The sequence below is a fragment of the Leptospira perdikensis genome, assembly GCF_004769575.1.
GTDB lineage: Bacteria > Spirochaetota > Leptospiria > Leptospirales > Leptospiraceae > Leptospira_A > Leptospira_A perdikensis.
The window spans coordinates 181719-207965 of the sequence record NZ_RQGA01000013.1 but is presented as its reverse complement, the minus strand read 5'-3'; the positions used below and the strand labels follow the sequence as shown (position 1 = coordinate 207965).

Annotated in this window: 19 protein-coding genes; 11 read left to right on the top strand and 8 right to left on the bottom strand. The window is 38.1% G+C overall.

Annotated elements, in window-relative coordinates; all coding sequences use genetic code 11:
- Positions 1-72 precede the first annotated feature (72 nt).
- The 4 genes from EHQ49_RS11900 to EHQ49_RS11885 all read left to right on the top strand — a co-directional run bounded on the left by EHQ49_RS11900 (position 73) and on the right by EHQ49_RS11885 (position 4664).
- Positions 73-906 carry an LIC11113 family protein gene (locus tag EHQ49_RS11900; protein WP_244241466.1) on the top strand — a complete coding sequence of 278 codons (834 nt, stop codon included), beginning with the start codon at positions 73-75 and terminating at the stop codon, positions 904-906.
- The gene (locus EHQ49_RS11895; protein WP_135579661.1) at positions 899-2356 is read left to right on the top strand and encodes a S1C family serine protease; all 1458 of its coding nucleotides are present in this window, start codon (positions 899-901) and stop codon (positions 2354-2356) included. Before EHQ49_RS11900 ends, EHQ49_RS11895 begins: the two co-directional genes overlap by 8 nt.
- The gene (locus EHQ49_RS11890; RefSeq protein WP_135579659.1) at positions 2343-3707 is read left to right on the top strand and encodes a PDZ domain-containing protein; all 1365 of its coding nucleotides are present in this window, start codon (positions 2343-2345) and stop codon (positions 3705-3707) included. Before EHQ49_RS11895 ends, EHQ49_RS11890 begins: the two co-directional genes overlap by 14 nt.
- 63 nt (positions 3708-3770) lie before the next feature.
- The gene (locus EHQ49_RS11885; RefSeq protein WP_135579657.1) at positions 3771-4664 is read left to right on the top strand and encodes an ATP-binding protein; all 894 of its coding nucleotides are present in this window, start codon (positions 3771-3773) and stop codon (positions 4662-4664) included.
- On the opposite strand, the gene EHQ49_RS11880 is transcribed toward EHQ49_RS11885, so the two are convergent.
- Positions 4661-6007, bottom strand: a complete 1347-nt coding sequence (locus EHQ49_RS11880; RefSeq protein ID WP_135580033.1) for a hypothetical protein — start codon at positions 6005-6007, stop codon at positions 4661-4663. The genes EHQ49_RS11885 and EHQ49_RS11880 overlap by 4 nt on opposite strands.
- 82 nt (positions 6008-6089) lie before the next feature.
- Here EHQ49_RS11880 and EHQ49_RS11875 point away from each other — a divergent pair, with 82 nt between their 5' ends.
- Positions 6090-6716 (top strand): hypothetical protein, encoded by a 627-nt coding sequence (locus tag EHQ49_RS11875; protein ID WP_135579655.1) that lies wholly within the window; start codon positions 6090-6092, stop codon positions 6714-6716.
- Here EHQ49_RS11875 and EHQ49_RS11870 read toward each other — a convergent pair.
- Together EHQ49_RS11870 and EHQ49_RS11865 are read right to left on the bottom strand one after the other, a co-directional pair.
- Positions 6694-7971 (bottom strand): oligosaccharide flippase family protein, encoded by a 1278-nt coding sequence (locus EHQ49_RS11870; protein WP_135579653.1) that lies wholly within the window; start codon positions 7969-7971, stop codon positions 6694-6696. The two genes, EHQ49_RS11875 and EHQ49_RS11870, sit on opposite strands and share 23 nt — an antisense overlap.
- A 3-nt stretch (positions 7972-7974) precedes the next feature.
- Positions 7975-8985 carry a phosphatase PAP2 family protein gene (locus EHQ49_RS11865; RefSeq protein WP_208732209.1) on the bottom strand — a complete coding sequence of 337 codons (1011 nt, stop codon included), beginning with the start codon at positions 8983-8985 and terminating at the stop codon, positions 7975-7977.
- 71 nt (positions 8986-9056) lie between these two features.
- On the opposite strand from EHQ49_RS11865, the gene EHQ49_RS11860 reads away from it, so the two are divergent.
- The 5 genes from EHQ49_RS11860 to EHQ49_RS11835 all read left to right on the top strand — a co-directional run bounded on the left by EHQ49_RS11860 (position 9057) and on the right by EHQ49_RS11835 (position 18153).
- Positions 9057-9878 carry a lysophospholipid acyltransferase family protein gene (locus EHQ49_RS11860; protein WP_208732220.1) on the top strand — a complete coding sequence of 274 codons (822 nt, stop codon included), beginning with the start codon at positions 9057-9059 and terminating at the stop codon, positions 9876-9878.
- A gap of 103 nt (positions 9879-9981) precedes the next feature.
- The gene (locus EHQ49_RS11855) at positions 9982-13356 is read left to right on the top strand and encodes a methylmalonyl-CoA mutase family protein (RefSeq protein ID WP_135579647.1); all 3375 of its coding nucleotides are present in this window, start codon (positions 9982-9984) and stop codon (positions 13354-13356) included.
- A gap of 37 nt (positions 13357-13393) precedes the next feature.
- The gene (locus tag EHQ49_RS11850; RefSeq protein WP_135579645.1) at positions 13394-15094 is read left to right on the top strand and encodes a hypothetical protein; all 1701 of its coding nucleotides are present in this window, start codon (positions 13394-13396) and stop codon (positions 15092-15094) included.
- 153 nt (positions 15095-15247) lie between these two features.
- Entirely contained in the window at positions 15248-15712 is a 465-nt protein-coding gene (locus EHQ49_RS11840) for a permease (protein WP_135579641.1), read from the top strand.
- Complete coding sequence (locus EHQ49_RS11835) at positions 15709-18153, top strand: C1 family peptidase (RefSeq protein WP_135579639.1); 2445 nt, start codon at positions 15709-15711, stop codon at positions 18151-18153. The genes EHQ49_RS11840 and EHQ49_RS11835 overlap by 4 nt, the downstream gene beginning before the upstream one ends.
- 31 nt (positions 18154-18184) lie before the next feature.
- Here EHQ49_RS11835 and EHQ49_RS11830 read toward each other — a convergent pair whose 3' ends face one another.
- The 5 genes from EHQ49_RS11830 to gcvT form a co-directional block, all read right to left on the bottom strand.
- On the bottom strand, positions 18185-18961 hold the full coding sequence (locus tag EHQ49_RS11830; RefSeq protein WP_135579637.1) for a c-type cytochrome: 777 nt from the start codon (positions 18959-18961) through the stop codon (positions 18185-18187).
- A gap of 1155 nt (positions 18962-20116) precedes the next feature.
- Positions 20117-20452 (bottom strand): (2Fe-2S) ferredoxin domain-containing protein, encoded by a 336-nt coding sequence (locus EHQ49_RS11825; RefSeq protein ID WP_135579635.1) that lies wholly within the window; start codon positions 20450-20452, stop codon positions 20117-20119.
- 24 nt (positions 20453-20476) lie between these two features.
- Positions 20477-23389 carry an aminomethyl-transferring glycine dehydrogenase gene (gene gcvP, locus EHQ49_RS11820; RefSeq protein WP_135579633.1) on the bottom strand — a complete coding sequence of 971 codons (2913 nt, stop codon included), beginning with the start codon at positions 23387-23389 and terminating at the stop codon, positions 20477-20479.
- A gap of 16 nt (positions 23390-23405) precedes the next feature.
- Complete coding sequence (gcvH, locus tag EHQ49_RS11815; protein WP_135579631.1) at positions 23406-23798, bottom strand: glycine cleavage system protein GcvH; 393 nt, start codon at positions 23796-23798, stop codon at positions 23406-23408.
- Positions 23799-23827: 29 nt separating this feature from the next.
- The gene (gene gcvT / locus EHQ49_RS11810; protein WP_135579629.1) at positions 23828-24970 is read right to left on the bottom strand and encodes a glycine cleavage system aminomethyltransferase GcvT; all 1143 of its coding nucleotides are present in this window, start codon (positions 24968-24970) and stop codon (positions 23828-23830) included.
- Positions 24971-25017: 47 nt separating this feature from the next.
- On the opposite strand from gcvT, the gene EHQ49_RS11805 reads away from it, so the two are divergent.
- Positions 25018-26037, top strand: coding sequence for a synaptic vesicle VAT-1 family membrane protein (locus EHQ49_RS11805; protein WP_135579627.1), 1020 nt, complete (start codon positions 25018-25020; stop codon positions 26035-26037).
- The last annotated feature ends 210 nt before the right edge of the window (positions 26038-26247 follow it).

The window sequence follows — 26247 nt, the reverse complement described above, 5'->3', positions numbered from 1 at the left end:
GGTAGACCAGCCGATAATCACCATAATCGGTATTCCATGATTAGGCAGTTATCTATATACTTCGGATTGATTTTGTTTCTTTTCGCGACTGGGTTTGTTTTTGCGGAGCGCACAAATATCAATCCATCCTTACAATCGCTAAAAGAAGAGGTAAGTGCTTGGAAAGAGCGGAAACCGTCTCGGACAATCAAAAAACAGATTCATTCGAGACAAAGTTTTCCGATGGATGATGGAAATTGTCATTTAGAACCTGCATCTCGTATTTCTTCCGTTACCTATTTTCGATTCAGTTGCCAGAATGAGCCTGAACCCATGCTTATTAGATTCCAATCCAATCAAAAAGGGAATTTAGATCCGAATACCTTTCGATTAAGGGCTGTTCATCGAATTGGAAAAAAACAATATTTAGAAATTGAAACCGGCCTGGTTGCAGGTGAAATCAAAACACCTCCCAAATTGAATACAGATGATACGGAATTGGATTATCCTTCTAAAAAACAAACCCCTGTTGTCGTAGAAGGTAAAAAAACAATTAGTACTTACAAACCTATCCAGAATCCAAATTTATTTTATTTTAAATCCATCACTCAAAATCCACGGAGAAGAAAAGATGTTCCGTCCAATATCGAAGTATTTTTTGATTCGTCTTGTCCGTTAGAGTATTTGGAAAAGGATGAGAGCTTTTATTGGGATCAGACGGTATCTTATGTTTTTCGTATCACATGCATTCGCGATTCTGCTTATAGTTTGATCCGAGTGCCTTCCTCTGGTTCCGGTGATTTATTATCATCGAATACAATATGGAAAGATCCAAAACCTGGGGATCGAGTTTTAGGAAATGCGGTCCTAAAAAAAATCACAGAGACTCAAACCTTTTGGGAGAAAATCGTTTTATATTATGAATAAATTATTAAAACTCTGCATTCTGTTTTTTATATTGATTCAGTCAGTGTATGCTCAAGTAGATCCTGAACCAGCAGTAGATTCTATTTTTCGTTCTGTGGTTCTTATTCGTAATGAAGGATTTAATACGGAAAACAAAACACAACCATGGATGAAAAAGAATTTATCCATAGGTTTTGGATCTGGTCTTGTTTTACCTGGCCAAACCATTTTGACAAATGCCCATGTAGTTCGCGATGCCAAAAGAATTCTTGTTAAAAGTAGTTTCACAAAAAAAGAATATTTAGCAGATGTTAAATACATTGGTTACGATTGTGATTTGGCATTATTACAAGTAAACGATCCGGATTTTTCAGAACAAACAAACACACTTTCCTTTTTGGAAGGAGTTCCCAATTTGGGATCGGATGTATTACTCCTTGGTTTTCCCAATGGAAACGATAGCCTATCAGTGGAGAAGGGATCTGTTCTTCGATTTGAAAAAAATCGGTACACCTACTCGGGGTTAGATTATCGTAATGTATTAAAAATTAATGCCAATATCCAACCTGGAAATTCTGGTGGTCCGGCAGTTCAAAATGGCAAAGTGGTTGGTCTTGTATTTCAAATTAGTACTTTGGAACAAGGGATTGCATATTTAATATCGAATGATATCATTCGTCACTTTTTAGAAGATATAAACGATGGGAAATACGATGGATTTCCAAATATTGGATTTACTTTTCAAAATGGAAATCCTAGAAGCCTGAAACAAGCAATGAAGGTTCCTTCCGATCAGTCGGGAATTTTTGTGAATCGAATTTATCCTTCTTCCACATTTTCAAAAGTTTTAAAGGAAAAGGATTTTGTCACTGCAGTGGATGGTTTACCACTCACAAACGATGGTGAAATTTCACAGTCCAACACAAAAGAGTTTATCATTGATTGGATCGAAAACAAACAACTCAATTCTAAAGTTATAGTGAGTTATTACAGAGCGGGCAAAAAGTACGATGCAGAAGTGAATCTTCAAAAAAACTATGCATTGGATTTGTATAGAGATTCTACGGAAGATTATTTTTTACAGGCAGGATTTGTTTTTCAACCTATCACAAGATCTTTTTTTCATTCAGAAGATGGAGATCTAGATAGTTCTTTAAAATATCACTATAGTTATTTTATCCAGGATTTGTTGTACAGGTACACCACTCGCGACATTGTTCTCAGTTATACTTTTAACGATCCTGAAACTTCAAAATATAAAAAATATAAATACAAAGTCGTAGAGTCAATCAACGGTCGTGTTCCCAAAGATTTAAATGAATTTAAAACCATTTGGAAGGATGGTAAAAAAGGATTTGTTGTCCTTCGATTTCGAGGAATGGACCTACCAATTGTCCTTAGACCAGAGTCTGTCTATCAGATGAACCAACGTGTGAAAAAAAGATATGGTGCCAACTATGAAGAGTTTTAAATCTACTTTTGTATTGTTTTTGATTTTTGCCACCTTACTTCCTTTAGGTGCTGAAGATTTCGAAGACAAACGTATCATCGAATCTAAGATTACCTTTCAAAAAACAAGTCATCAGAATCCTTGGCTTGTGGGGGAACCATTCTCTCGTAAACTGAATTTGATTTATGTAGGTAAAGGTCTTTTTTTTGGAGTTACACTCCCTAAACAAAATCCTGTTTTTGCTGAATTTGAATCTTTTGATTATTCGGTTCCTAAATTAGGAATTAAATCTTATGACGAAGAAACTGGGTTTCTTCTTTTGGAAACAAAAGAAATACCAAAACTTCCCAAACCTGTTGTTTTGGATTCTAAATCTTCAAACAAAATTTGTCCTACTGGAAAGTCTCGTTATGTATTCCTTCCTTTTTCCAAAACACCAATTAAGGTTTTGTTACTCGAGAAAAAAACCTCAGAAGAATCTGATTTTTTCTTCAAAAATCAACTGTTATGTGGTGTGACTGTTTCTGAATTTTTGATCCCAACGGAATATGTTGAAACTTTTTATAAAACAGGTGGGAAACCATTTCCCCATCCTGGTTTGGTTTTTGATGTCAACTTAACTCCGTCGGAAAGAGAATATTATTCTAAAACAATTGTCAGTCCGCTTCTCGTAACGGAAGTGATTCCTGGAGTTGGTCCTGCTTACAATCTGTTTCCAGGAGATTTGGTCACAGAGATTAACTCTATACCTTTGTCTAAGGTTGATGATTGGGATCGGACGGATAGGGTATATGATTTGATTTTACGAAAATCAAATGGTGTTTTGCGTGAGTTAGGTGAGACAATACAATTGAAACTACACCGGAACTTTCAAAACCAGTCTGTCAGTTATGATTTACGTGCTTATGATTCTAATGACTTTCTAATTCCGGAAGAAGCCAAAAAAAGGAAACCTTTGTATTTGATTGTTGGTGGGTTTTTTTTCACTGAACTTACCAATGCCTATCTGAAGGAATTTGGTTCGGAATACCGGGTAAAATCAGAGAAAAAACTCGTTTATCTTTCTGATTACTATCAAAAAAAGGTGCACCCTGTCCGAGAGAAGATAGTGATTCTAAGCCGTGTTTTCCCCCTAGAAGGGAACCTAGGATACCAAGAATTTCAGGATTTAGTTTTAGAGAAAGTCAATGGAACAAGAGTCACATCACTCAGCCAATTGAAATCCCTGCTCCAATCGGAGGACACCACCTATTATGCGTTTGAGCTTTCAGGCGGAAAGATAGCGTTTTTTACTCGTAGGGAAATTCTGGACTTACAACAAGAGTTACAGTTGACTTATAAACTGGGCCGATCTTACAACTTAGAAGATTAAAATTCAAAAATAGATTTACAATTGTTATAGATTGGAGTTCCCTTTACTCTAAGACTCCATTCTATGAAAATCCTTTTTGTTGATGACGAAGATACCATCCGCGAATTGTTCTGGGAATACTTCAAAGATGAATTTAATGTCACTCTTGCTTCCGATGGACAAGAGGCCCTTACCATCTCTAATCAAAATACATTTGATCTCATTATTTCTGACATCAGCTTACCGAAATTAAATGGAATTCAGTTCATACAAAAATTAAGAGCTGATGGAAACCAAACTCCTTTTTTGGTGATCACCGGCGATAGCGATATACAAATTGCAATTGATGTTTTTAGAATGGGTGCCGTTGATTTTTTTCTAAAACCATTCCGAATGGAAGCCCTCCGTTCTAGGATTAAAAAATTTGAAAATGCTGATGTTGATTTAACTCTTTTATTTAATAGTGGCGAGATCATTCAGTTCAGTGCGGATCGTAAAATCAAAATCCGTCCACAAATCAAAAAATTAAATTCCTATATTGCTTTTATTGTAAAAGAAATTTTAAACTCTCCCATTGCTACCCAAGAAGATTTGATTTCTATTAAGATTGTTTTATATGAATTGTTGGCAAATGCCATTGAACACGGTGTAGCCGGTGTGAGTTATGAGGAAAAACAAGCCTGTTTGGAGGCCAACGAAGATTATTTTAAGTTAGTTGATGCTCGTTGTGCTGAAAACAATTCAGCTGTGTTTATCGAAATCTCGATGGATGATGTTGGCATTACTGTAGTGATTCGGGACGAAGGAAATGGATTTGCTGTCAGTCAAATTCCCAATCCAGTAGTTAACCCTGCGGCCAACTTGGTGAGTGGACGGGGTATATTTCTAGCTAAGATGAATATTGATTCTATTGTTTACAATGAAAAAGGCAATGAAGTTCGATTTTTTAAAACCTGGTACAAACTAAGTCAGTCTTAAAACTGGATTCCTAAAGAAACATAAAATCGTAAGTATTCTTTTTTTGGTTCCTCTTCTGTGAATGGTTCTGTAATCCAAACGCGTGTTCTGCGTGGATCCATTACTGTGTAGGATGCACTCATTTGGGCAAATAACTTACCATAATCGTTAGATAAAAAACTAATTTTTCCAATCACTTCATTTCCCTTTCCTAAAAAGGAATCAGAACGATTAATAAAAAGATCGGTACGAAAAAAGGAATACCAATCCATACCCATTTGGATTCCATAAACTCGATTCCCCTTGTTTTCAAAGTTAGGATTATCTTTTGTGGGAACATCTCGGAATTGAGGAGAATGGATGAAATCCAAAGATTGATACAATAGAAAGGAGGAATATCCCCCTAATACTCTTGGTTCGGCGAAACTAGACGCATAACCATCGCTATTTGAATCCAATCGATCTTTAGTATCTTTTTTAGTAAAAAGTCCTGCTAAGGCAAAACTGAATTTCTCACCTTGAGAATGGAGAGAAAGATAACCCAAGTATGAATTGGTGGCCGTTTTTCCTTCTGTCCAAGGATTGATTGAAGATTTGGATTCTCCCAAAAGGCGAATGCCAACTAGATCAATGGCCCATGTCTCAAAAAATTTCTTAGATTGAAATTCCATACCGCTGTAGGAATACCGTCCAGAAATCCTTTGGCCGGATTGGATTTGTCCATTTGTATTATGGTTGGGGTCAGAATATACATAGTGGAAAAAACGAAACTCATCCCAGAATAGGTTTTTTTCAGAACCAATAATCCCACCGTAAATTTCTCTTCGATATCCTGTCCAGGGAGGACCAAACCAATTTTCTAATTCTGGTTTGGCATTTAAATGAATCCCTGTTATGCGAAGGCCCGAAGAATGTGAAATAGATACCGAACCATAATTGGCCATTCCCACGAAGAAAAATCCAAACCGATCCAATCGATTGAATCCACGCCCAACCTCGAGTCCCAACTGGATTCCCGAAATATCTTTGGAAAGGAGGGCTGTGGCTTCGGAATCATAAATGGTGCGGACTTCCTTTTCGACTACCCTTCCTTCTGAAAGGGTGACCCTTGGTGCCAGAAGGATACCTAAATTCCAACCTTGGCTTGAATAATAGAAGAGAGTGGGTGTTGTGGTATTTCCTTGTGAGTAATAACGGTTGGCCTTTTCAGAATCAACTCCCCCTTTTTGGGAATGAAACCTTCCTCCGGTAATGAGCTCAGTTAGGACACCGAATCCTTTGTTTTCCGGAGCTGTTGGTATTTTTTGGATTCTATCTTTGACCACCACTCGACCAAAATTACGGTTCGCACGATCATCATCCATTACGGAGTCAGAATAGGACTGAGCGGAAAGTCCGGAAAAAAAAGAAAGAAAGAGAAGGGAAACTATCCCGATACTTTTAGGGATGAAGAAAATACTTTTGAAATACAGACATGGATTTCTTCTCATTTTCCCTCTTCTGTTGGTTATTTTTTCTTATAGGGAAGCTGACACTCGTTTTTCTCATGATTTGAGTCGGTTTTTTGAAAAGGCTGACCATAGTAAAGAGGAAGCAGTTTTATTTGCTTATCTTACGGAAGCTGAAAAAACAAATTTTTCTGTTCGTCGTAAGAAAGAACTCTCCCGAGCAGTTGTTCGATTTTCGCAAAAATTACAATTTCCCGATGGAACTTTGTTAGGTGGATATCCGCCAAACCCTACTTTGTTTTTACTTGCTTGGGCAAAAACAAGATCAGATTTTCAGACGAACCATTCTATGGGTTACGGTATTCTCGGTTTGCCCGAAATCTTTGTTCGCGAATTTGAACTGTCTTCAGGGACTAAAATCAACAGAGACTATGACATTTTAAGTGATTCCATCCAATTAAAAATGGTTCTTTTGAAACTGAAAGAATTCCTTTCTGAAGGAAAATCGGTAAAAGAAGCCTATCTTAAATTATATGGAACCAATGTGTCTGTTCGGGAATGGGAAACTTTGGAGACAAACTATAAAAAAATATATGAGTTTGTTACTTCCGAAAGTAAGCCATAAAGTAACCAGTCAAAAGTAACCAGGAAACTATTTGACCGAGAAACAATGATATGGCGGCTCCGTTGGCACCCCAATCGGGAATGATCCAGTAGTCAAATATTGCACCAAATAACAATCGGAGAAGTGCAAGTCCTGCAAGAAGTCTTGGCAATCCTAATGCGAATAATGCCGTTCCTAGGGGAGCAAAGACCAATTGTAATAAAAAGTTTGGATATAAAATTTTAAATACAGAAATCGAATTTGTATATTTTGTGCCAAATAACAGTGTTAAGATGGGTTCTGCTAGCAAAATTCCAGGGGATAAAACGATGGCAATCATTCCTCCTAAAAAAACTGATTTTTTCAAGACATTAGGAAATTCTTCTGTTTCCGCAAGCCTTGCCAGTTTGGGATAAATGATGGAATTAAAAGTAGCAAGAATAATAACAAATCCACTAAACAACTGTAATGCTGTGCCATAGTCGGCAACAATTTCAGGAGGATGAAATTGGTTTAAAAAGAAAATTTCCAATCGATCGGAAAGGATGGCGCAAATCGAAGCGGCAAAAGCCCAAAGATTAAATAACAAAAGTTTTTTTTCGTTCGTTCGAATCGCTGAAGACTCGGCTGTAAAAGATATTTCTTCCTTCCCAAAAAAGAAAAAAAACAAAAACAAAACAAAGATTGGAGCAATACAAAAAATAGAGAGTATGTCCATGTAAGTCAACGGATGAACACTGGATTCCGAAAAATAAATTAACAACAAAAGTCGAACTATATTTGGTAATGGATTCCAAAGCGATAATGATTTGTACTTACGGTAAGAAACAAAAAGGCTTTCGAAGTAGGATATAAAGGAAATAATAATCCCACCGAATAACAAAAGTAATAAGACGAAATAATTTTCATCACTAACTGCGTAAGCAATGAAACAGGCGAACGAAAGAAATAAAAAGGAATAAAATTTGATTCGAAGTGATGCATTAAGGATCGCACCCGGGTTTTCTTTTTTTTCCGCCATGGGTGAGATGTATTTGATAAGGGCATTGGGAATTCCAAATTCTGCAACAGCCAAAACAACGGGCAAAAAACCTAAAAAGTATTGGAGTTTTCCATTCTCTGCTTTGCTTAACAAATTCACGGAATAAATCATAAACACCAAATTTGTAATGGCGGATATGGCTTTGGAACTACTAACGAAGATGGAGTTTTTGAGGACTCCTTCTTTCATTAGTTCCGTTTTGAGAATCTGAAATATCTTTTTTAATTTCTGCATGTATTAGTTTTGCAAAAACTTTCCTTTTTGGATTTTTTGTAAAACCAAAGGAACAATGGCTACAATGGAAAATCCGACTACCAAGTAGCGGATGTATCTTAAGAACAGATCGTCTTTCCAAATCGATTTTTTGATTAAACTACCAGGAATTACGTAGAGTAACGTGATCACAATGGCTAATACTAACAAACGAACTAGAACCGTATTCCAAAAAATACGAAATTCATTGGTTCCAAATGAGAAACTAACTTTGGGAAGGGACCAATCCAAAAATTCGGGTTTGCTAAATCTCGGATAAAAAAGAACACCTAACCAAAAACCACCGAGTGCACCACTTGACATGATTAATCCGACTAAACTATGATGATGTTCTTCTGAAAGGAAGGCTGAATCTAATACAATCGGTGAAAGAGTAAGGACGACCCCAAGTAAAGCTAAGGTTCTGTAGTTTTCTGTTTTGATAAAGATTAGTTTTGTATCTTTTGTATAAAATCGGTTGAGTAACCAAATAATCACTAATAAGTGAAAAAGCCCTAATCCAAATCCCAAACCAACATCACCTAAGTAGTGAACTTTTAAATACATCCTGGTGAAAGGCATACAAAGAATGATCAATACAGAAAGAATACGAAACCAAAGTTTTGGGATTCGATAGGCTAACAATCCCCAGACGACTACTGCTGAATATACATGTCCTGACGGTAAACCAAATGCTTTTTCATCAAAAGCTTCTGGATAGGGAAAAGGTCTTGGGCTTTCTAAATGAAACTTAAAAAGATAAACGGCAATTCCAGAAGTTAATAAACTTAATGAAAGTTCAAAAGCGAGCTTTGGTCGGTAGTAAATATAAACAAAAGAGATAAGGCTTAGGAAAAAACTACTCCCTCCCAAATAGTGACAGATTGTAGAAATGGTCAGAAAAACTCCACCGAGAGTTGGATCCCAAATATGTAGCGAATCCAAGGGTAGGGAGGAGAACCAAAGGGAGTTCTGTGCGATGAGGAGATCTTTCATAGGAATTTCCATCTAAGATGAAAATCCAACTTGATTTCATAAAGTTTTATTTTGAAATATGTGATGTTTCTATGGATTCAAACCAAAACGCCTCTGATATATTAGAAAGTCTCTTTGTGATTCCCCGGGAAGTTCCCAAAACCATCCTCCGTAACCTCCTGGAGCTCATTTATGACGTCAAAGTGGCTGGATCGGAAAATATTCCTGAATCCGGTGGGGCCCTCATCATTTCTAACCATACGGATTATTTGGACATTCCAGTCCAAGGTGCCTTTGCCGATCGTAAAATTGTTTATTTGGGTAAATATGAGCTCTTCCATCCCCAAGAAGAGATTATGGCCATCATCAATCATAAAAATTCTCCTTTTAACTACCCTCCCCTCAGTTTGACAAAGCCCATCATTGAGGTTTTGTTAAATTCCCTTGGGGGAGTTGTGAAAAAGAACTTAATCAATTGGGGGAGTATGCCCATCATTCGGAATGCAGCGAAGGATTCCGAAATGGACAAACGGGCCGCCATGGACTATTACGAAAAGCTGGAAACGTACATGGTCGATCTCATGAAAGAAGGGGAACTTCTTTCCATCTATCCGGAAGGTTCTCGTTCAGAAACAGGAGAATTACAATCCTTTCGGGCAATGGCCGCAAAACTCGCCATCCGGGCTGGGGTTCCTATCATTCCGTCTGGAATTGTGGGGGCGACAAACATGTCAAAACCCAAGGCCTTCCTGACAGGAGATGCTTTCAAAACCAAAATACGCTACCAAATTGGCAAACCCATCCTCCCTTCTGAGTTTCCAACCGGACCTGAGAAAAAAGCGGCCAAGGAACTGACAGAAATCCTGGAAAATCGCGTGCGGGAGCTAATGAAAAAGGCGGAATCGATACTTTAGTCTCGACCATTCGGGAAATTTATGGCATAGTTCTCTAAGCTATGTCATTCCCGTCACATTTTACAATTGAATCCGTAACAATCTTTTTAGAACGTTGTTCTCTATGACGACTGAAATCCTTGCCTACACCCCCCAAAACAAAATTCGCTTTGTGACGGCGGCTTCTCTCTTCGACGGACATGATGCCTCGATCAATATCATGCGGAGGATTTTGCAACAGAGTGGGGTGGAAGTGATCCACTTGGGACACAACAGAAGTGTACAAGAGATTGTTCAGTGTGCCATCCAGGAAGACGTCCAAGGCATTGCCATCACCAGTTACCAAGGTGGGCATGTAGAATATTTCCAATATATGATTGATCTTTTACAAAAGGAAGGGGCTGGTCATATTCGCGTATTTGGGGGTGGTGGTGGAACCATCCTCCCTTCGGAAATTGAAGTTCTACATAAATATGGTGTGGCACATATTTATTCTCCGGATGAAGGAAGAACCCTTGGTCTGCAAGGGATGATCAACGATGTAGTTAAAAAATCTGATTTTGCCACTCCACTTTCATTTAACGGAGATTTGGCGTCACAAATCCAAAAGAAAAATTATTTAGCACTCGGCCAAGCCATTACCCAAATGGAATTTTCCCTTTTGCAGGAAAAAACCAATTACTCTATCAATTTAGAATTTCCTCCCCCTAAAAAAACCATCCCCGTTCTTGGAATTACGGGAACAGGTGGTGCCGGTAAATCTTCTTTGACGGATGAACTAGTACGTCGGTATTTACATGATTTTCCGAACCAAACTATTGCTATTTTATCAGTAGATCCGTCCAAACGGAAAACAGGTGGGGCACTACTTGGGGATCGGATTCGTATGAATTCGATTTTTAACGAAAAAGTTTATATGAGATCCTTTGCCACAAGAGAAGCGAACATTGCTCTCAACAGAAGCGTAAAAGGTGCCATCCAGATTTTAAAATCTGCGGGTTATGATCTGATCATTGTTGAAACTGCGGGGATTGGACAAAGTGACTCTGAAATTACAGAAGTCGCCGATGTTTCGTTATACGTAATGACACCAGAATACGGAGCGGCCACTCAGTTAGAAAAAATCGATATGATCGATTATGCAGATGTCATTTCCATCAACAAGTTCGATAAACGAGGAGCTCTCGATGCTCTCCGAGACGTGAAAAAACAATACCAACGTTCGAGGAATTTATTTAATGATCCGATTGATGCGATGCCAGTATACGGAACCATAGCCTCACAGTTCCAGGATGCAGGAACCGATGAACTCTATGCTCATTTGATTGGTGTTGTGATTGAAAAGTGTCAATTGGATTGGAAGTCGAAGTACTTAAAAAACCAAATTGGAAGAGAGGCATCCGTTGTCCTTCCCCCGGATCGTGTTCGGTATCTAACAGAAATCAAAGAAGAAATTGATCGGAATGCCGAGTGGATATCTAAAGAAGCAGAAATAGCAAGATCCGCCTATCAAATCAAAGGTGCCATTTCCGTATTATCCAAAAAAGGAAAACCAACTGGAGACCTGGAATCCGAATATCAATTGTTATGGGATGCTTTATCTACTGACTCACGAAATATTCTAGATACATGGTTAGAGAAACTAGAGTCTTTTCGAAAGGAACAGTATTCCTATTTTGTTCGTGGGAAAGAAATCAAAGTGGATAACTATACAGTATCTCTCAGTCATTTGAAAATTCCAAAAATTGCCACTCCTCGTTTTGTGGATTGGGGTGATATTTTACATTGGTCTTACCAAGAAAACTTCCCAGGTTTTTTTCCCTATACTGCTGGTGTGTATCCGTACAAACGAAGTGGGGAAGATCCTACTCGTATGTTTGCTGGGGAAGGTGGACCCGAAAGAACGAATCGTCGTTTTCATTATTTGAGTTCTGGAATGCCTGCAAAACGTTTGTCTACGGCCTTCGACTCAGTCACGTTATACGGGGAAGATCCGGATGTCCGTCCCGATATATATGGAAAGATTGGGAACTCCGGTGTAAACGTAGCCACTCTTGATGATGCCAAAAAATTGTATTCTGGATTTGATTTGTGTCATCCTTCCACATCCGTATCGATGACAATCAATGGACCAGCACCGATGGTGCTTGCTTTTTTCCTAAACGCTGCCATTGATCAGGCTTGTGAAAAACACATTCGTGCGGAAGGGAAAACAGAAGAGATTCAATCCAAAATTAAAAAAATCTATGAATCCAAAGGGCAACCTGTTCCGAAGTTCGGAGGGGCACTTCCAGAAACTAACGATGGTTTAGGTTTGATGCTTCTTGGTGTGACAGGTGATGAAGTATTACCTAAGGATGTGTATGAAAAATTAAAAAAAGAGGCTCTTTCGCAAGTTCGAGGAACTGTGCAAGCAGACATTCTAAAAGAAGACCAAGCCCAAAATACTTGTATCTTCTCTACTGAGTTTGCCTTAAAGATGATGGGAGATATCCAACACCACTTCATCCAAAACGGAGTACGCAATTTTTATTCAGTTTCCATTAGTGGTTATCATATTGCTGAGGCTGGTGCCAATCCCATCACTCAAGTGGCTTTTACATTAGCCAATGGATTTACTTATGTAGAATATTATTTAAGCCGAGGAATGGACATTAACGAGTTTGCTCCTAACCTTTCGTTCTTTTTTTCTAACGGAATAGATCCTGAGTATTCAGTGATTGGTCGCGTAGCACGTAGGATTTGGGCCAAAGCGATGAAGTTCAAATATCGTGCCAATGAACGTTCACAAATGTTAAAGTACCATATCCAAACATCGGGTCGATCTTTACATTCACAAGAAATTGATTTTAATGATATTCGAACCACATTGCAGGCGTTATATGCAATTTATGATAATTGTAATTCCCTCCATACCAATGCTTATGATGAAGCCATCACAACACCGACAGAAGAATCGGTTAGAAGAGCCGTTGCCATCCAACTCATCATCAACAGAGAGTTAGGCCTTGCTAAAAATGAAAATCCATTACAAGGAGCTTTCATCATCGAAGAACTTACTGATCTTGTAGAAGAAGCAATTTTAACCGAATTCAACAGATTGACCGAGAGGGGTGGGGTACTTGGTGCTATGGAGAGAATGTACCAAAGAAATAAAATTCAAGAAGAATCTCTTCATTACGAAACTTTAAAACATACAGGTGAATATCCTATCATCGGCGTGAATACTTTTTTAAATAGTAAAGGATCTCCGACTGTCATTCCGGGTGAGGTCATTCGTTCGACAGATGAGGAGAAACAACAACAAATTGGAAATCTAAAAGCTTTTCAAAAACGAAATGGAGTAGGAACGGACGAGGCCATCACAAAATTAAAACAAGTGGCTCGTGCGAAAGAAAATATCTTTCACGAGTTACTGGAAACAGTGAAAGTGGCGTCCTTAGGGCAGATCTCCCATGCTTTGTACGAAGTAGGAGGTCAGTACCGCCGCAATATGTAAACAAAGGAAAGGGCAGTGTATTGCCCTTGGTGATTCTATGATTTCTTGGGAATTGATCAAAAAACACAAACTGGGAATTCCTTTACTTTGGGACATAACTATGGTCTTTGTTGTCCTCGGCAACTTAGCCCTCATCATTTTTGATTTGAGTTATTTGAGTTTACGTCCGTTTTACTTTCATAAATTTCCCGAAATTTTAGAATTGTATGATAAACCAATCCTTGGAATCGAAACCCATCGAACAACAACAGCATATACTGATTTGGTGGATGATTTAAAATACCTCACTCAACTGCGAGATGATGGTTTTAGAGAAAATCAAAGGAAAATCACAAGAGAGGAAATTTATAATATTCTAACCTCTTTAAAAGCGCAAGTATCGAATGAAAGATTTGAATCGTTATATGCTGAATTTGAAAAGGCAATTCAAATTGAAGATCTCCAACTTCGTAGAAAAAAAGTCGAAGAAACCTTAGTCCAACTCAATGATTTTTTTAGTGTTTTAGAAGAAACAGATGAAATCACAACTCTCAGTGAATTGTCTGAGAAATATGCCTTTATCAATCGACTGAGTGTTGAATCAAACGAGTCGAAAGAAATTTTATCCATCTTACAAAAAATGGACAAACGTATGTTAGAGATTGTAGAAACCAATCCTTTTGCGATGTCTGGACAAACCAAATTTTTATCTGAAATTCAAACAAGTATCAAAAACGAATACCAAACTCACAAAACCAAAGCTCGGGATATCAAATTAAGACAAGAATTGGATCCTGTACTGAACCGAGACCGAATTCCTTCGACAGTGGTGGCTTTTGCTTGGTTTTGGAGAGATCAAAACCGATCTCTCGAACAAAAAATTGATTTTTTTAATTCTAACTTTAGAGAGTATTTTGCTCTGAATTATTACCGTGCGATTTCTTCTGATGGAAGTCCAGTAAACAACTATTTGTTGTTAGATGCACCGTTTCTCTTTTTCTTTTTGGCAGAATTTATTCTGAGTTGGCTTATTGCCATCCGCAATAAATCCTATATTGCTTGGTTTTTATACCCTATTTACCATTGGTATGATGTTTTAGGACTCATTCCAATCGCTCCATTCCGATTTTTTCGTTTGGTGCGTGTTTATAAAATTTATTTGATGTTACAAACCAATCAATTCACTCGTATTTTGGGAAATGATTTGATTAGTAGAACATTACGGTATTATTCGAATATCATCAAAGAAGAAATTTCTGATATTGTTACAATTCAGATCCTTACAGAAACTCAAAATGAAGTGAAGTCAGGGAACTCTCTTGATCAATTAGTGAATGCCATTGACCAAAACAGAGATGAGTTAAAAAAAGTAGCGATCAAAAATATTGCCAAATCGGCCCAGAATCCCAACTTACAAGCATTAATTCAGAATTTGGTGACAGAAGTGTCTGAACGTGTTTCTGCTAATATGAAACCAATATCGTTGTTACCAAAAGAGATGCAGGCCAATCTAACCAAACAAATTAGTTTGACCATTTATTCTGCGATCTCACAAGCAACGGTAGCGATGGCCACCGATCCCTCGGGAAGAAAGTCCATTGAAAATTTGATTGATTATCTCATCGATGAAATGATTGTCATTGCCCAGGATCCAGATATGGTGAAACTCAATACCAATATCACTGTGGCACTCATTGAAAATATGAAGAAGTCGATCGGTGAGAAAAAATGGCTAAAAGCAGAAATTGCAAATAGTTAGTACTTCGAACAAGAATTATCAGTTAATCTTTCGAACAGCGTTTTCCAACAAAAAAAGTCTTGTTTTCGTAAGAAAACAAGATGTGATCGATCCACTTTGATTTCATTTTCAAAACTTTCTTTTTTTGTCTGTTTGGTTTTATTTCCGGGATTGATGGCCGTGGCAAATCCTAAATCCAAAAAAGTCGGAACACAAGGATGGAACTTAAAGAATCAAAAAGGAAATTGGAAGCCAATGGATCTTGTTTGGGAAGAAAGTTCTGGAGCAGTGGCTCCTGAGTTTCGATATGGAAAACAATATAGACTTGTTGCGGGTCAAAATAAAATTTTGCTCACACGTAAAGTATCTCGTGCGAACAAACAAATACTCAATGAAACCAAAGAAATATCTTCCAAACTTTATCAATCTTGGATGCAAAAACTTTCAAAAACAGGAATCGCTTCTTTAACTTTCGAATCTCCACCAACAGAAACAATCACTGGAGTTAGTTATAACTTTGTTTCTTTTCAGTTGGGTTCTACCAAATCAAGATTTTATTACCGTTTAGAAGAACGTAAGGAATCCAATTGGAAACAAAAAAATACTATCATAGAAATCATAGAAAGGATGGAACCATGAATTTAAGACTAAACAAAATGATCTTAGGATTCTCGCTTGTATTTGCGAGTGCAATTTTCGCTGAAGAATTTGATCCGAGTAGTGTTCGTTCACCTGGATGTAAACCAGGAACGTTTTCTTGTGGTTACATTCCTAGTTCCAAAGAAATCCAAGATAGTATTCCTCTCAAAAGAGATTTTAATTCTTTTGAGGAGTTACCTAGTTCTATCGATCTATCGGCTTCTATGCCTCCAGTGGGAAATCAAGGACGACAAAATAGTTGTGTGGCATGGGCCTCTGGTTATGCGATTAAATCCTACCTATTAAAAAACAAAGGACAGGTAACAGAATACGATCCACCTTTTGCTGGTGGAAAAGGAAATTATGTTTTTTCTCCAGCCTTTATTTATAACCAACAGAATGGGGGAGAAGACAAAGGTTTATATTATTATAAAACGATGGAGTTTTTAAAGTCAAACGGTGTGGCACCTTGGAGTACTATGCCATACTCGGATAAAGATTACCTTTCCCAACCTTCACAAAGTTCTAAAAAAGAGGCTCTCAAATACAAAATTAAATCCTTTTCTAGGTTAAATTATAAAAACCCGGATGAAATCAAGCGAGTGTTAGCTGGTAATAATGTCGTAATGGTGGGGATGATCATTGATGATGCCTTTTATAAGGTAAAGGGATCTACTATTTATGATGAGAATAGTGGTCAAAGTTATGGTGGTCATGCCATGACAATTGTCGGTTATGATGATAATAAAAAATCCAAATCAGGAAAAAAAGGTGCTTTTAAATTACAAAATTCTTGGGGAACAAACTGGGGTGATAAAGGATTTGGTTGGGTTTCATATTCTATGCTTGCCAAGGTAGGACAGGAAACCTATGCCATCATAGATGAACCAGCACCGCAAAATACTCCAACGGTGGTGGCACCTGTAAAAAAGAAAATCCTTCCACCAACAGAAATCAAAGTTTCTAAAGGAGAATTTGATACAAAAATTGTACTAACATGGAATCAACAAGACTTGGCAGTTGCTTATTTAGTTCAAAGAAAAGAAGAATCTGAATTTTATGATTTAGGATATGCTGATAAACCGAGTTTTACTGATTTAAATGTATCACCTAATTCTACCTATGTGTATCGTATTCTTTCTATAGGTTCAGAGGAAGTTTCAGTTGCTTCTTTGGACGTGGAAGGATTTACCGCAGCCGAACCACAATCAGGGAATATTGGCCAAGTGGTAGGCCTCGCAGGAACGGTTTATATAAATGGAACCACTCCAAATGTAGAGTTAAGTTGGTCTGCATTAGATGGAGCAACAAGTTATACTGTTGCCCGTTCTGATTCGTCTCTCAAATGGAAAAGTATTGGAACAACTAAAACTCCAAGTTTTATTGATCCTTCACCTAAACTTGGGGAATCTAATTTTTATAGAGTCAATGCACTTGTACAATCAAAACCAACAGGAGATTGGAGTGAATCAGTGGCCATCGATGTGGCAGATCAAACGTTATTACCCAATCAAGTGAGTCACTTAACTGCAACTAGTGGAGATTATGCAAATAAAATTATTTTAAATTGGGATGCTGCTCCTGGTGCAAAAACATATTATTTGTATAGGTTTGATGAAAGAGCAGAACCTTCTGGTCAATTTGAAATTTCAGAAACAGGTTATACGGATTCCGATCCAGCCATTCAAAATGGAAATCAATATTTATATACTGTGATTGCTGCAAATGATCTTGGTTATGCGGAACCTAGTGAAGTGGCATTCGGGAAAACAGATCCTGGCCTTACGAAAAGAGCCGGTGGGGTGACACTTTTTCCTCCAAAACAAGTGACTACAAATCCTATTGGCAAAGACAAAGTTGTTACTCTGAAGTGGGATTCTGTCAAAGATAGTTTTGAATACTATATCTATCGTAAACAGGTGAAAGGAAGTGGAAAGTCAGGTAAACTGGAATTTGTTTCAGGCGTAGATTCTAAAAAAAATACATTCAGTGAAACCTTCCCAGGAAATTCTGGAGATTTGTTTTTATACTCTGTTCGCTCCAAATCAGAATTTGGGTCAGAGTCGAAAGATTCTAATTTTGTATCGGTATTTTGGAATGAACCCAAGGTTCAGGTAAAAAAACGTGCGATGTCTTTAGAAGAAGTACCAGCTACTTTTGTGGGATCTTGGACATCGATGTATTGGAATCCAAAATCAGGACCACAGGCAGTTGCGATTGAAATCAATGGAAATGGCCAAGAGTTTATCGCAAAATTAAAGTTAAATGAAAAAGAAATCCGCCAATTTAATGGAACTTGGTCTCCTGGCAGCCATACTTTGAAAGCGAACGGATTTTTATTTGAGTTATCTAAATCTTTGGAAGGAAGTTCAGTGGCCCAGTTCCAGTCCATCAAAGACTTTAGTGATGGAACGGAACTGAGTTTTACAAAAGAAAAGTAAATCGTGACTTACTTACAGACTCTTTGATTGACTAAATTGTTTGTAGGTAAATCCAAAGAGCTTTGAGTTCTGTATCTGTCAGTTGCCCTAAACTTTGCCAAGGCATAGGGAATTTCATTTCTGAACCATCCGGACGTTTTCCAGTTCTGATGGTTTGAATAAAAGTTAACTCTGAATAGTTTGCTAAACCATTTTTACTAATATCTTGAGCTGGTGGCCATTCCGGAGGTGCTCCTTGGATGGGTCCGCCTTTCAAACTAAATCCATGACAGCCAGTGCAAGTAGATGCAACGTATTTACCATACTCTAGTGAAAGAGATGGTGTGATGTTAGTTAGGTGATTGGCTTCATGATCGATGACTTCTGCGGATACAAAAACAGGAATTTCGCCAATCAAAAATAGGAATCGACCAAGTGGGCCTGCTTTGAGATTTCCCTGTGGTTTGTCTACGGCAGGTGAAGAACGGAGGAAGGCGATTAATTTTCCAACATCTTCATTGGTCATTCCTTGGAAGTCGGTGGATGGCATAAATAACAAGGCTTTTCCCTTTTTGCCAACTCCATGACGGATAGCAATGGCTAACTCTTCATCGGATCGGTCAGATAAAACTCCTCCTTTACCCGATGTTAGGTTGGCTCCTGAAAATGTTCCAATCGCCGGATCGTCAATAAAAGTCCTTCCACTTCCATCTACGTCGTGGCAATCCCCACAACCTCTGGATTGGTATAGACGTTTTCCTTCGGCAATATCGATAGGTTTGTAAAATTTAGGAATGGAAACCGATTTGATTTCGTACGTTTTGTTCATACGCATTGAACTTAATGTGTAAATAGTCGTGAATAATACTACGAGGATGCCGACTAAGGAAAGAAAGGTGAAGGTGAGGATACGGGATATTTTTTTCATAAGTGGAGCAACAAGATAGGTAAAGTTGTTTTTGGTCAAGGGGAATTAGGAGTGGTTTGGTGGGTATGTTGTGGTACAGGATGGATATTTGTATCCCCGCCCGATTGAGGGTGGGGAACTAGACCCGCCTCCCAATGCATTCCTTTTATCACAAAGTTATAATTTCGGCGAGCCAATCTTCTTTTTGATAAAAAAATTTCGAGAGAAGTTCATAGTTTAGCAAAAGAGCGAGATTCCAATTATTATTAATAAGAGTTAGGTGATCTTATTGAGTTCCTAACTGACAATCCTTCCTAAATATTAATGAAAAATACTTCTAAAACAAAAAATATACACAAACCGCTGTAGGAAAGTTATGGTTGGTGGAAGACATTTGAAAAGTGTCTTACGAAATTGGAAGAACGTATTTCCCTGTAAAAATAGAAAGAAACAAATTTTACTGATTTACAGAAATACTAACAAATATTAACTTTAAATATTTAAAATCAAATGAGCATAAGAAAAATTCTTTCGAATCATAAACCACTGTTTTACTCAATTGTATTTGGGTTGTTTTATTTTACATTTGCGGCCGGAATGAATTTAACAAAAACCATCAAATACTTGTTTATCGATACAATGTTTTTTCTTCCTGGGTTTACTTTTCCTATTTCAACTTCCTATTTTAACACAAACAATGTTGGCTTCCTTCGGAAATGCTTTCATCTAATTTTATCTATGACGATTTATTATTTTGTAGTTCATATCTTTCTGTATGAGAACAGAATTGACTATATTACATTAGTTGCAGGTTTTATTGGCTCTTTGTTTTATTTAATGAATAATAAATTTGTTCTAAAGCAACAAATGAAAATAAAACAAATTCTTTTCATTGCAATTCTTAGTTCATTTGCATTCCTTCCCTTTGAAATCATTCAAAGAACTTCAAAGGAAATATTCATCGGTACTGGATTGTTTTATTGGACCGTATTAAATGGCGCTTTTCTAAATTTCCTAAATAAAAGGAATTTTGTGGAATGATGGGTATTCCGTTGATTTGAAACGGTTTTAGTTTCTTTAAGTGGATTCTGCCACCGCATCATCTGCGACGATTAGGTGTTTGTATTTTTCCGGTTGGTTGGTTTTGAGATAAAATTCTAAAATAGTTTCCACATCGGCTTCGGTTTTCATAGCAAACCATATCCCTTCGGGGTAAGATACTTGGATGGGACCAAGTTCACAACGATCCAAACAACCAGATTTTTGGACTCGAAATTTGTATTCGATTCCAGCTTTGGCTGCCTTTTGTTTCAGGAGTTTTAGGAGTTCAATGGAACCTTGATTCCCGCAAGACACCCGTTCGCCGGGTGCCCTTTGGTTTTCACAGACAAAAACATGTTTTTCGTAAAACATTGGTTTTTCTTTTCCTTAAGTTTCCTAAACGGCGTAGTCTTCCATGGGAATACAAGAACAAACTAGGTTGCGATCTCCGTACACATTGTCCACACGACCCACACTTGGCCAAAACTTTCGTGTGCGTAACCAAGGAAGAGGGTAAGCCGCTCGTTCTCTTGGATAAGAATGGTTCCAAGAGTCGCTGATGACCATGTCTGCCGTGTGTGGGGAATTTTTAAGAGGATTGTCTTCTTTGGAAAGAACTCCCGATTCAATATCTTTGATTTCTCCGGCAATGGCTAACATCGAATCAATGAATCTGTCTAGTTCTTCTTTTGATTCAGATTCTGTTGGTTCAACCATTAGAGTTCCTGGAACAGGGAAGGACATGGTAGGTGAATGGAATCCGTAGTCGATAAGCCTTTTGGCAATATCTTCTACTTCGACACCACTTCCTTTTTTGAAACCACGCATATCTAAAATACATTCGTGAGCCACAAGTCCCTTGTTTCCGCGATATAAGACGGGGAAAGAAGATTCTAATTTTTTGGCGATATAGTTTGCGTTAAGGATCGCGATCTTTGTTGCAAATTGTAATCCTTCAAAGCCGAGCATGGCAATGTATGCCCAAGAAATCACAATGATGGATGCGGATCCCCAAGGAGCAGCAGATACCGCCCACTGACTGTTATTCGATCCATTTTCCACAAGGCTATGACCCGGAAGGAAAGGTGCTAAGTGTTCGGCAACACCGATTGGTCCAACACCAGGTCCACCACCACCGTGAGGAATACAAAAAGTTTTATGAAGGTTTAAATGGCAAACATCGGCGCCAATATCACCAGGTCTTGTGAGTCCGACCTGTGCATTCATATTGGCTCCATCCATATACACTTGCCCACCATTATCATGAATGGTTTGACAAATTTCTTTGATAGATGCTTCGAACACACCATGAGTGGAAGGATAGGTTACCATAAGGGCACCTAAACTACTTTTGTATTCGACTGCTTTTTTCTTTAGGTCATCTACATCAATATTACCATTGGAATCACAATTCACAGGAACCACTTTGAATCCAGCCATCACTGCAGATGCAGGATTGGTTCCGTGTGCCGAAATAGGAATAAGACAAATGTCTCTATGCATATCGTTACGGCTTTGGTGGTAATTACGAATCGCAAGTAAACCTGCATATTCTCCTTGCGAACCAGCATTAGGTTGGAGTGATACTTCTGCAAATCCAGTGATTTCGCAAAGCCATTTTTCTAATTGGCTAAAAAGTGTTCTATATCCTTCGGTTTGGTTTTCAGGAACAAAAGGATGGATATTGGAAAGCTCTGGCCAAGTCACAGGATACATTTCTGTGGATGCATTGAGTTTCATAGTGCAAGACCCAAGTGCAATCATAGAAGTTGTCAGTGACAAATCTTTGGATTCCAATCTACGAATATAACGAAGCATCTCTGTTTCTGTATGGAAACTATTAAACACTGGATGTGTTAGATATGACGACTTACGTTCCAAGAGTTCTGGAATTTTCCATTCTTCTTTTGAGGTTAAGTCTTCCAATTGAAAATGTAACTGTTTGTTTTCATTAAAAATTTCTAAAAGGTCTTTGATATCTTTTAGGTTGGTGGTTTCATCTAAAGAGATGCTAATCACGTGACCAGAAACCTGTCTGATATTGATTTCTCTTTCTTCTGCATAGTGGATGATCTCTGCGGAAGAAATCTTAGACAATTCGATTCGAATGGTATCAAAGTATGGATTGGAAATGATTTTGTATCCGAGTTTTTCAAGACCAGTGGCAAGGATTGTTGTCATACGATGGACTCGTGATGCAATTTGTTTTAAACCTTTTGGTCCATGGTAAACGGCATACATAGAAGATAATACAGCAAGTAATACTTGCGCCGTACAAATGTTAGAAGTTGCTTTGTCACGACGAATGTGTTGTTCTCGTGTTTGTAGGCTTAGGCGGTAGCCAGGTTTTCCTTGAGAGTCTTTAGAAACTCCAATGAGACGACCCGGCATATTTCGTTTGTATTCTTCTTTGGTGGCAAAGTATCCAGCATGTGGCCCACCAAATCCAAGTGGCAATCCAAATCGTTGCGTAGTTCCCACTACAACATCTGCATTCATTTCACCAGGTGCTTTCAAAATAGTAAGTGCCAAAAGATCAGCAGCGACTACTGTTTTTGCTCCCACTTTGTGCAGGCTTTCAATAAATTCGCTAAAATCGTAAATGGTTCCATCAGTAGATGGGTATTGGACAATCGCTCCAAAAAAATCATTGGAAGGGACCATCTTCTTAAAAGATCCCACAATAATATTGATTCCCAGTGGAATCGCACGAGTGCGGATCACATCTAAAGTTTGTGGGTGAACCGATTGTGATACAAAGAATGATTTTCCTTGTGTATCTTCTTTTAAAGAGAAAAGCATGTTCATGGCTTCTGCCGCTGCTGTCCCTTCATCCAGAAGAGATGCATTGGCAATTTCCATTCCCGTTAAATCAGTGATCATCGTTTGGAAGTTGATGAGAGCTTCCATTCGGCCTTGGGCAATTTCAGCTTGGTAAGGAGTGTAAGCCGTATACCAACCTGGATTTTCTAAAATATTCCTTTGGATCACGGCAGGTGTGATACAAGAGTAATAACCAAGACCTAAATAAGATCTGTAGATTTTGTTTTTAGAAACAATTTTTTTTAGTTCTCTTTGGAGAGCATATTCACCAACAGGAGTAGGTAAGTTGAGTTCCTTTCGTAAACGAATGTTTTCCGGAACCGCATCATTAATGAGATCATCCAAAGCCTTATAACCAATTGTGTTTAACATCGAAGAAACTGTTTCTTCGGTCACACCGACATGGCGACGGAGGAAAGTATCGCTCGGTTCTAATGTTTCTTCGTAAGGGGATTGGAGAGGCGATGTAGGTTTTGCGGAACTCACTTTAGAAAAACTCCTATTAATCTAGTTTAGATACGTATTCTTTGTACTGCGCAGCTGTAAGCAGGCTTCCGAGTTCGGAAGTTTGGATATTTTTTAATTTTACCATCCAAGTATCAAATGGTTCTGCATTCACTGCCGCTGGATTGGAACCGAGAGCGGAATTTGTTTCCACAACTTCACCAGAAATCGGTGAATATAAATCTTCAGCCGCTTTTACTGATTCAATGGTTCCAAGGCTGTCTTTTGCTTTGATTTGTTTTCCTGGTTTAGGAAGATCAATAAACACAATGTCACCAAGCGCATTTTGTGCAAAGTCAGTGATTCCGATTTGTGCCACATCACCTTCTACTTTGACCCATTCATGTTTTTCAGTATAATAATATCCGTCTCTTGCTTGTGTATCAGCCATGATTTTCCTCTTCTTTTCTGCTCTCTCGTTTAACGATTGTTTCGGACACTGCCTTGGATGAAGGCGCCAGTCTCTACTTTTGCCAATTTCTTCTGCCCACGAATCTCCACAAATACTTCCACTTGGTTTTTGGTGAATTCGATATCAAGAATGGCAAGTCCTAGGGATTCTTTGCGGCTAGGAGAGTGGGTTCCCGAGGTAGATTTACCAATTTCTTTCCCATCACCGGAGAAAATTGGGAAATTTTCGCGTAAAACACCAGGTTCCATGAGACGAATCCCCACAATTTTACGTTTGGGACCATTCTTTTTGTCCGCTATGATCCGCGCGTATCCTAAATAAGGAGTTGGTTTTTCTTTGACGATAAAGTTGATTCCAGATTCTACAGGAGTCCATTCTGCATTCAATTCATGACCATAAAGTGGGTATTTTGCTTCCAACCTGAGTGTGTCACGAGCACCTAGGCCAACTGGTGTGAGACCAAGGTCTTTTCCAATTTCTAATAAATCTTTCCAAAGAGTGACACCAAGTGTATTGGATGTATAAATCTCAAATCCATCTTCTCCCGTATAACCAGTGCGAGATACAATGATGGTTTCCCCTTTCCAATTCATTTCTTCAAAATGATAATAGAGGATGGAACTTAAGTCCTTACCAAGATATTTGGAAAAAATTTCATCTGCTTTTGGGCCTTGTAATGCAATTTGATGCCAGTTTTTACTATCATCAACGACAGTTACGTTTCCTTTTTTATATGTTTCTAAATGTTTTGTTACTGCAGGATAATTGGAAGCATTGGAACAAATCATATACTTCGAATCACTGAATTTATAAACGGTGATGTCATCAACAAGCCCACCATTTTCATTCACCACCGCATTATACTGTACTTGGCCAACTTTCATCCCAGTAATTGTGTTACAAGTGACTGATTCTAAAAAAGAAAGCACATCTGATTCGTTACCTGTGACAAAAATTTCACCCATATGGGAAACATCAAAAAGTCCCGCAGCAGATCTTGTGCTCAAATGTTCTTGGATGATTCCTGTATATTGAACAGGCATGTCCCAACCGCCAAAAGGAACCATCTTAGCTCCCATTTCTTTATGGATTGTATGTAAAGGTGTTTGTTTTAGTTCCACGGCACTCTCTCGTTCAGACTCTGGAACCATGGAAAAATGGTTTCATCGTTATGGAATAGAATTTTTTTTAAGATATTATGTTAAGAGAAGTCTATCGCATCGAAAAAACAGGATCTATTGATCGTTTACAACGGAAATCAGAACCTTTAAGACCACCAGAAGGAGTTGAAGTTACCATTGAAGTGAAAGCTATCGGTCTTAACTTTGCCGATGTATTTTCGATTTATGGTTTGTACTCAGCTACTCCTAAGGATAGTTTCATTCCTGGTTTGGAATTTGCGGGAAAAATCGCAAAAATAGGCCCAAATGTTAAGGATTTTCAAGTCGGTGACTCAGTGTTTGGTGTGACTAGGTTCGGAGCATACACAACGCATCTAAACATCTCAGAAAAAACAGTATTTGCACTTCCTAAGGGTTGGTCGATGCAAGATGGTGCTGCTTTTGTAGTACAAGCACTCACTGCATACTATGCACTTGTTCCACTCGGACAAGTAAAAGAAGGAGATCACGTTCTGATTCATAGTGCGGCAGGTGGTGTTGGCATCATGGCAGGACATATTGCGAAGAAAAAAAAAGCAATTCCCATCGGACTTGTAGGTGATTCCGTTAAGTTTTCGATCTTAAAAGAGGTTGGTTATGATTATTTTCTCACTCGATCTCCTTATTTTAAACAAGAGATGAAGAAAATTTTATCAGATCATCCACTAAAAATTGTTTTAGAATGTTTAGGTGGTCGTTATTTTCACGACAGTTATGATCTCATGGCACCGATGGGAAGGCTAATTACATATGGTAGTGCGAACTTCACACCATCACATTCATTCCGAAATTGGCTTTCGATCGCTTATTCTTACCTCAGAAGACCAAAAATTGATCCATTATCCATGATTTCAGACAATAAATCGGTGATGGGATTCAATTTAATATGGTTGTGGAATGAAATTGATGAATTACGAAAACATTTTTCCGATTTAATGATGTTATCATTACCAAAACAAACCATTGGACATGAATTTGCGTTTGATTCGATACACGATGCACTCCGTACATTTCAATCAGGACAAACTATTGGTAAGATTGTTATCAATGTTCCGTAGAATGAGTATTAGTCTGTTTTTTTATTTTGAATAAAAATTCATGCAAAAAATAAAATTTCTTTACATTAAAATTGATATGATTTAATTATGTCGTATCAATTCACTCTCTGTTTGCCAAGGACAGCCGTGTTTTGAAATCAAAAGATAAGGACGATCACAATGGTTGCTAAAAAGAAAGCCGCAAAAAAGAAAGCCGCTAAGAAAAAAGCT

Coding starts and splice junctions, on each gene's coding strand:
- EHQ49_RS11895 (WP_135579661.1), top strand. CDS start 899: ATGAATAAATTATTAAAACTCTGCATTCTGTTTTTTATATTGATTCAG.
- EHQ49_RS11890 (WP_135579659.1), top strand. CDS start 2,343: ATGAAGAGTTTTAAATCTACTTTTGTATTGTTTTTGATTTTTGCCACC.
- EHQ49_RS11885 (WP_135579657.1), top strand. CDS start 3,771: ATGAAAATCCTTTTTGTTGATGACGAAGATACCATCCGCGAATTGTTC.
- EHQ49_RS11880 (WP_135580033.1), bottom strand. CDS start 6,007: ATGGATGATGATCGTGCGAACCGTAATTTTGGTCGAGTGGTGGTCAAA.
- EHQ49_RS11875 (WP_135579655.1), top strand. CDS start 6,090: ATGAAGAAAATACTTTTGAAATACAGACATGGATTTCTTCTCATTTTC.
- EHQ49_RS11870 (WP_135579653.1), bottom strand. CDS start 7,971: ATGCAGAAATTAAAAAAGATATTTCAGATTCTCAAAACGGAACTAATG.
- EHQ49_RS11865 (WP_208732209.1), bottom strand. CDS start 8,985: ATGAAAGATCTCCTCATCGCACAGAACTCCCTTTGGTTCTCCTCCCTA.
- EHQ49_RS11860 (WP_208732220.1), top strand. CDS start 9,057: ATGGATTCAAACCAAAACGCCTCTGATATATTAGAAAGTCTCTTTGTG.
- EHQ49_RS11855 (WP_135579647.1), top strand. CDS start 9,982: ATGACGACTGAAATCCTTGCCTACACCCCCCAAAACAAAATTCGCTTT.
- EHQ49_RS11850 (WP_135579645.1), top strand. CDS start 13,394: ATGATTTCTTGGGAATTGATCAAAAAACACAAACTGGGAATTCCTTTA.
- EHQ49_RS11840 (WP_135579641.1), top strand. CDS start 15,248: ATGGCCGTGGCAAATCCTAAATCCAAAAAAGTCGGAACACAAGGATGG.
- EHQ49_RS11835 (WP_135579639.1), top strand. CDS start 15,709: ATGAATTTAAGACTAAACAAAATGATCTTAGGATTCTCGCTTGTATTT.
- EHQ49_RS11830 (WP_135579637.1), bottom strand. CDS start 18,961: ATGAACAAAACGTACGAAATCAAATCGGTTTCCATTCCTAAATTTTAC.
- EHQ49_RS11825 (WP_135579635.1), bottom strand. CDS start 20,452: ATGTTTTACGAAAAACATGTTTTTGTCTGTGAAAACCAAAGGGCACCC.
- gcvH (WP_135579631.1), bottom strand. CDS start 23,798: ATGGCTGATACACAAGCAAGAGACGGATATTATTATACTGAAAAACAT.
- gcvT (WP_135579629.1), bottom strand. CDS start 24,970: ATGGTTCCAGAGTCTGAACGAGAGAGTGCCGTGGAACTAAAACAAACA.
- EHQ49_RS11805 (WP_135579627.1), top strand. CDS start 25,018: ATGTTAAGAGAAGTCTATCGCATCGAAAAAACAGGATCTATTGATCGT.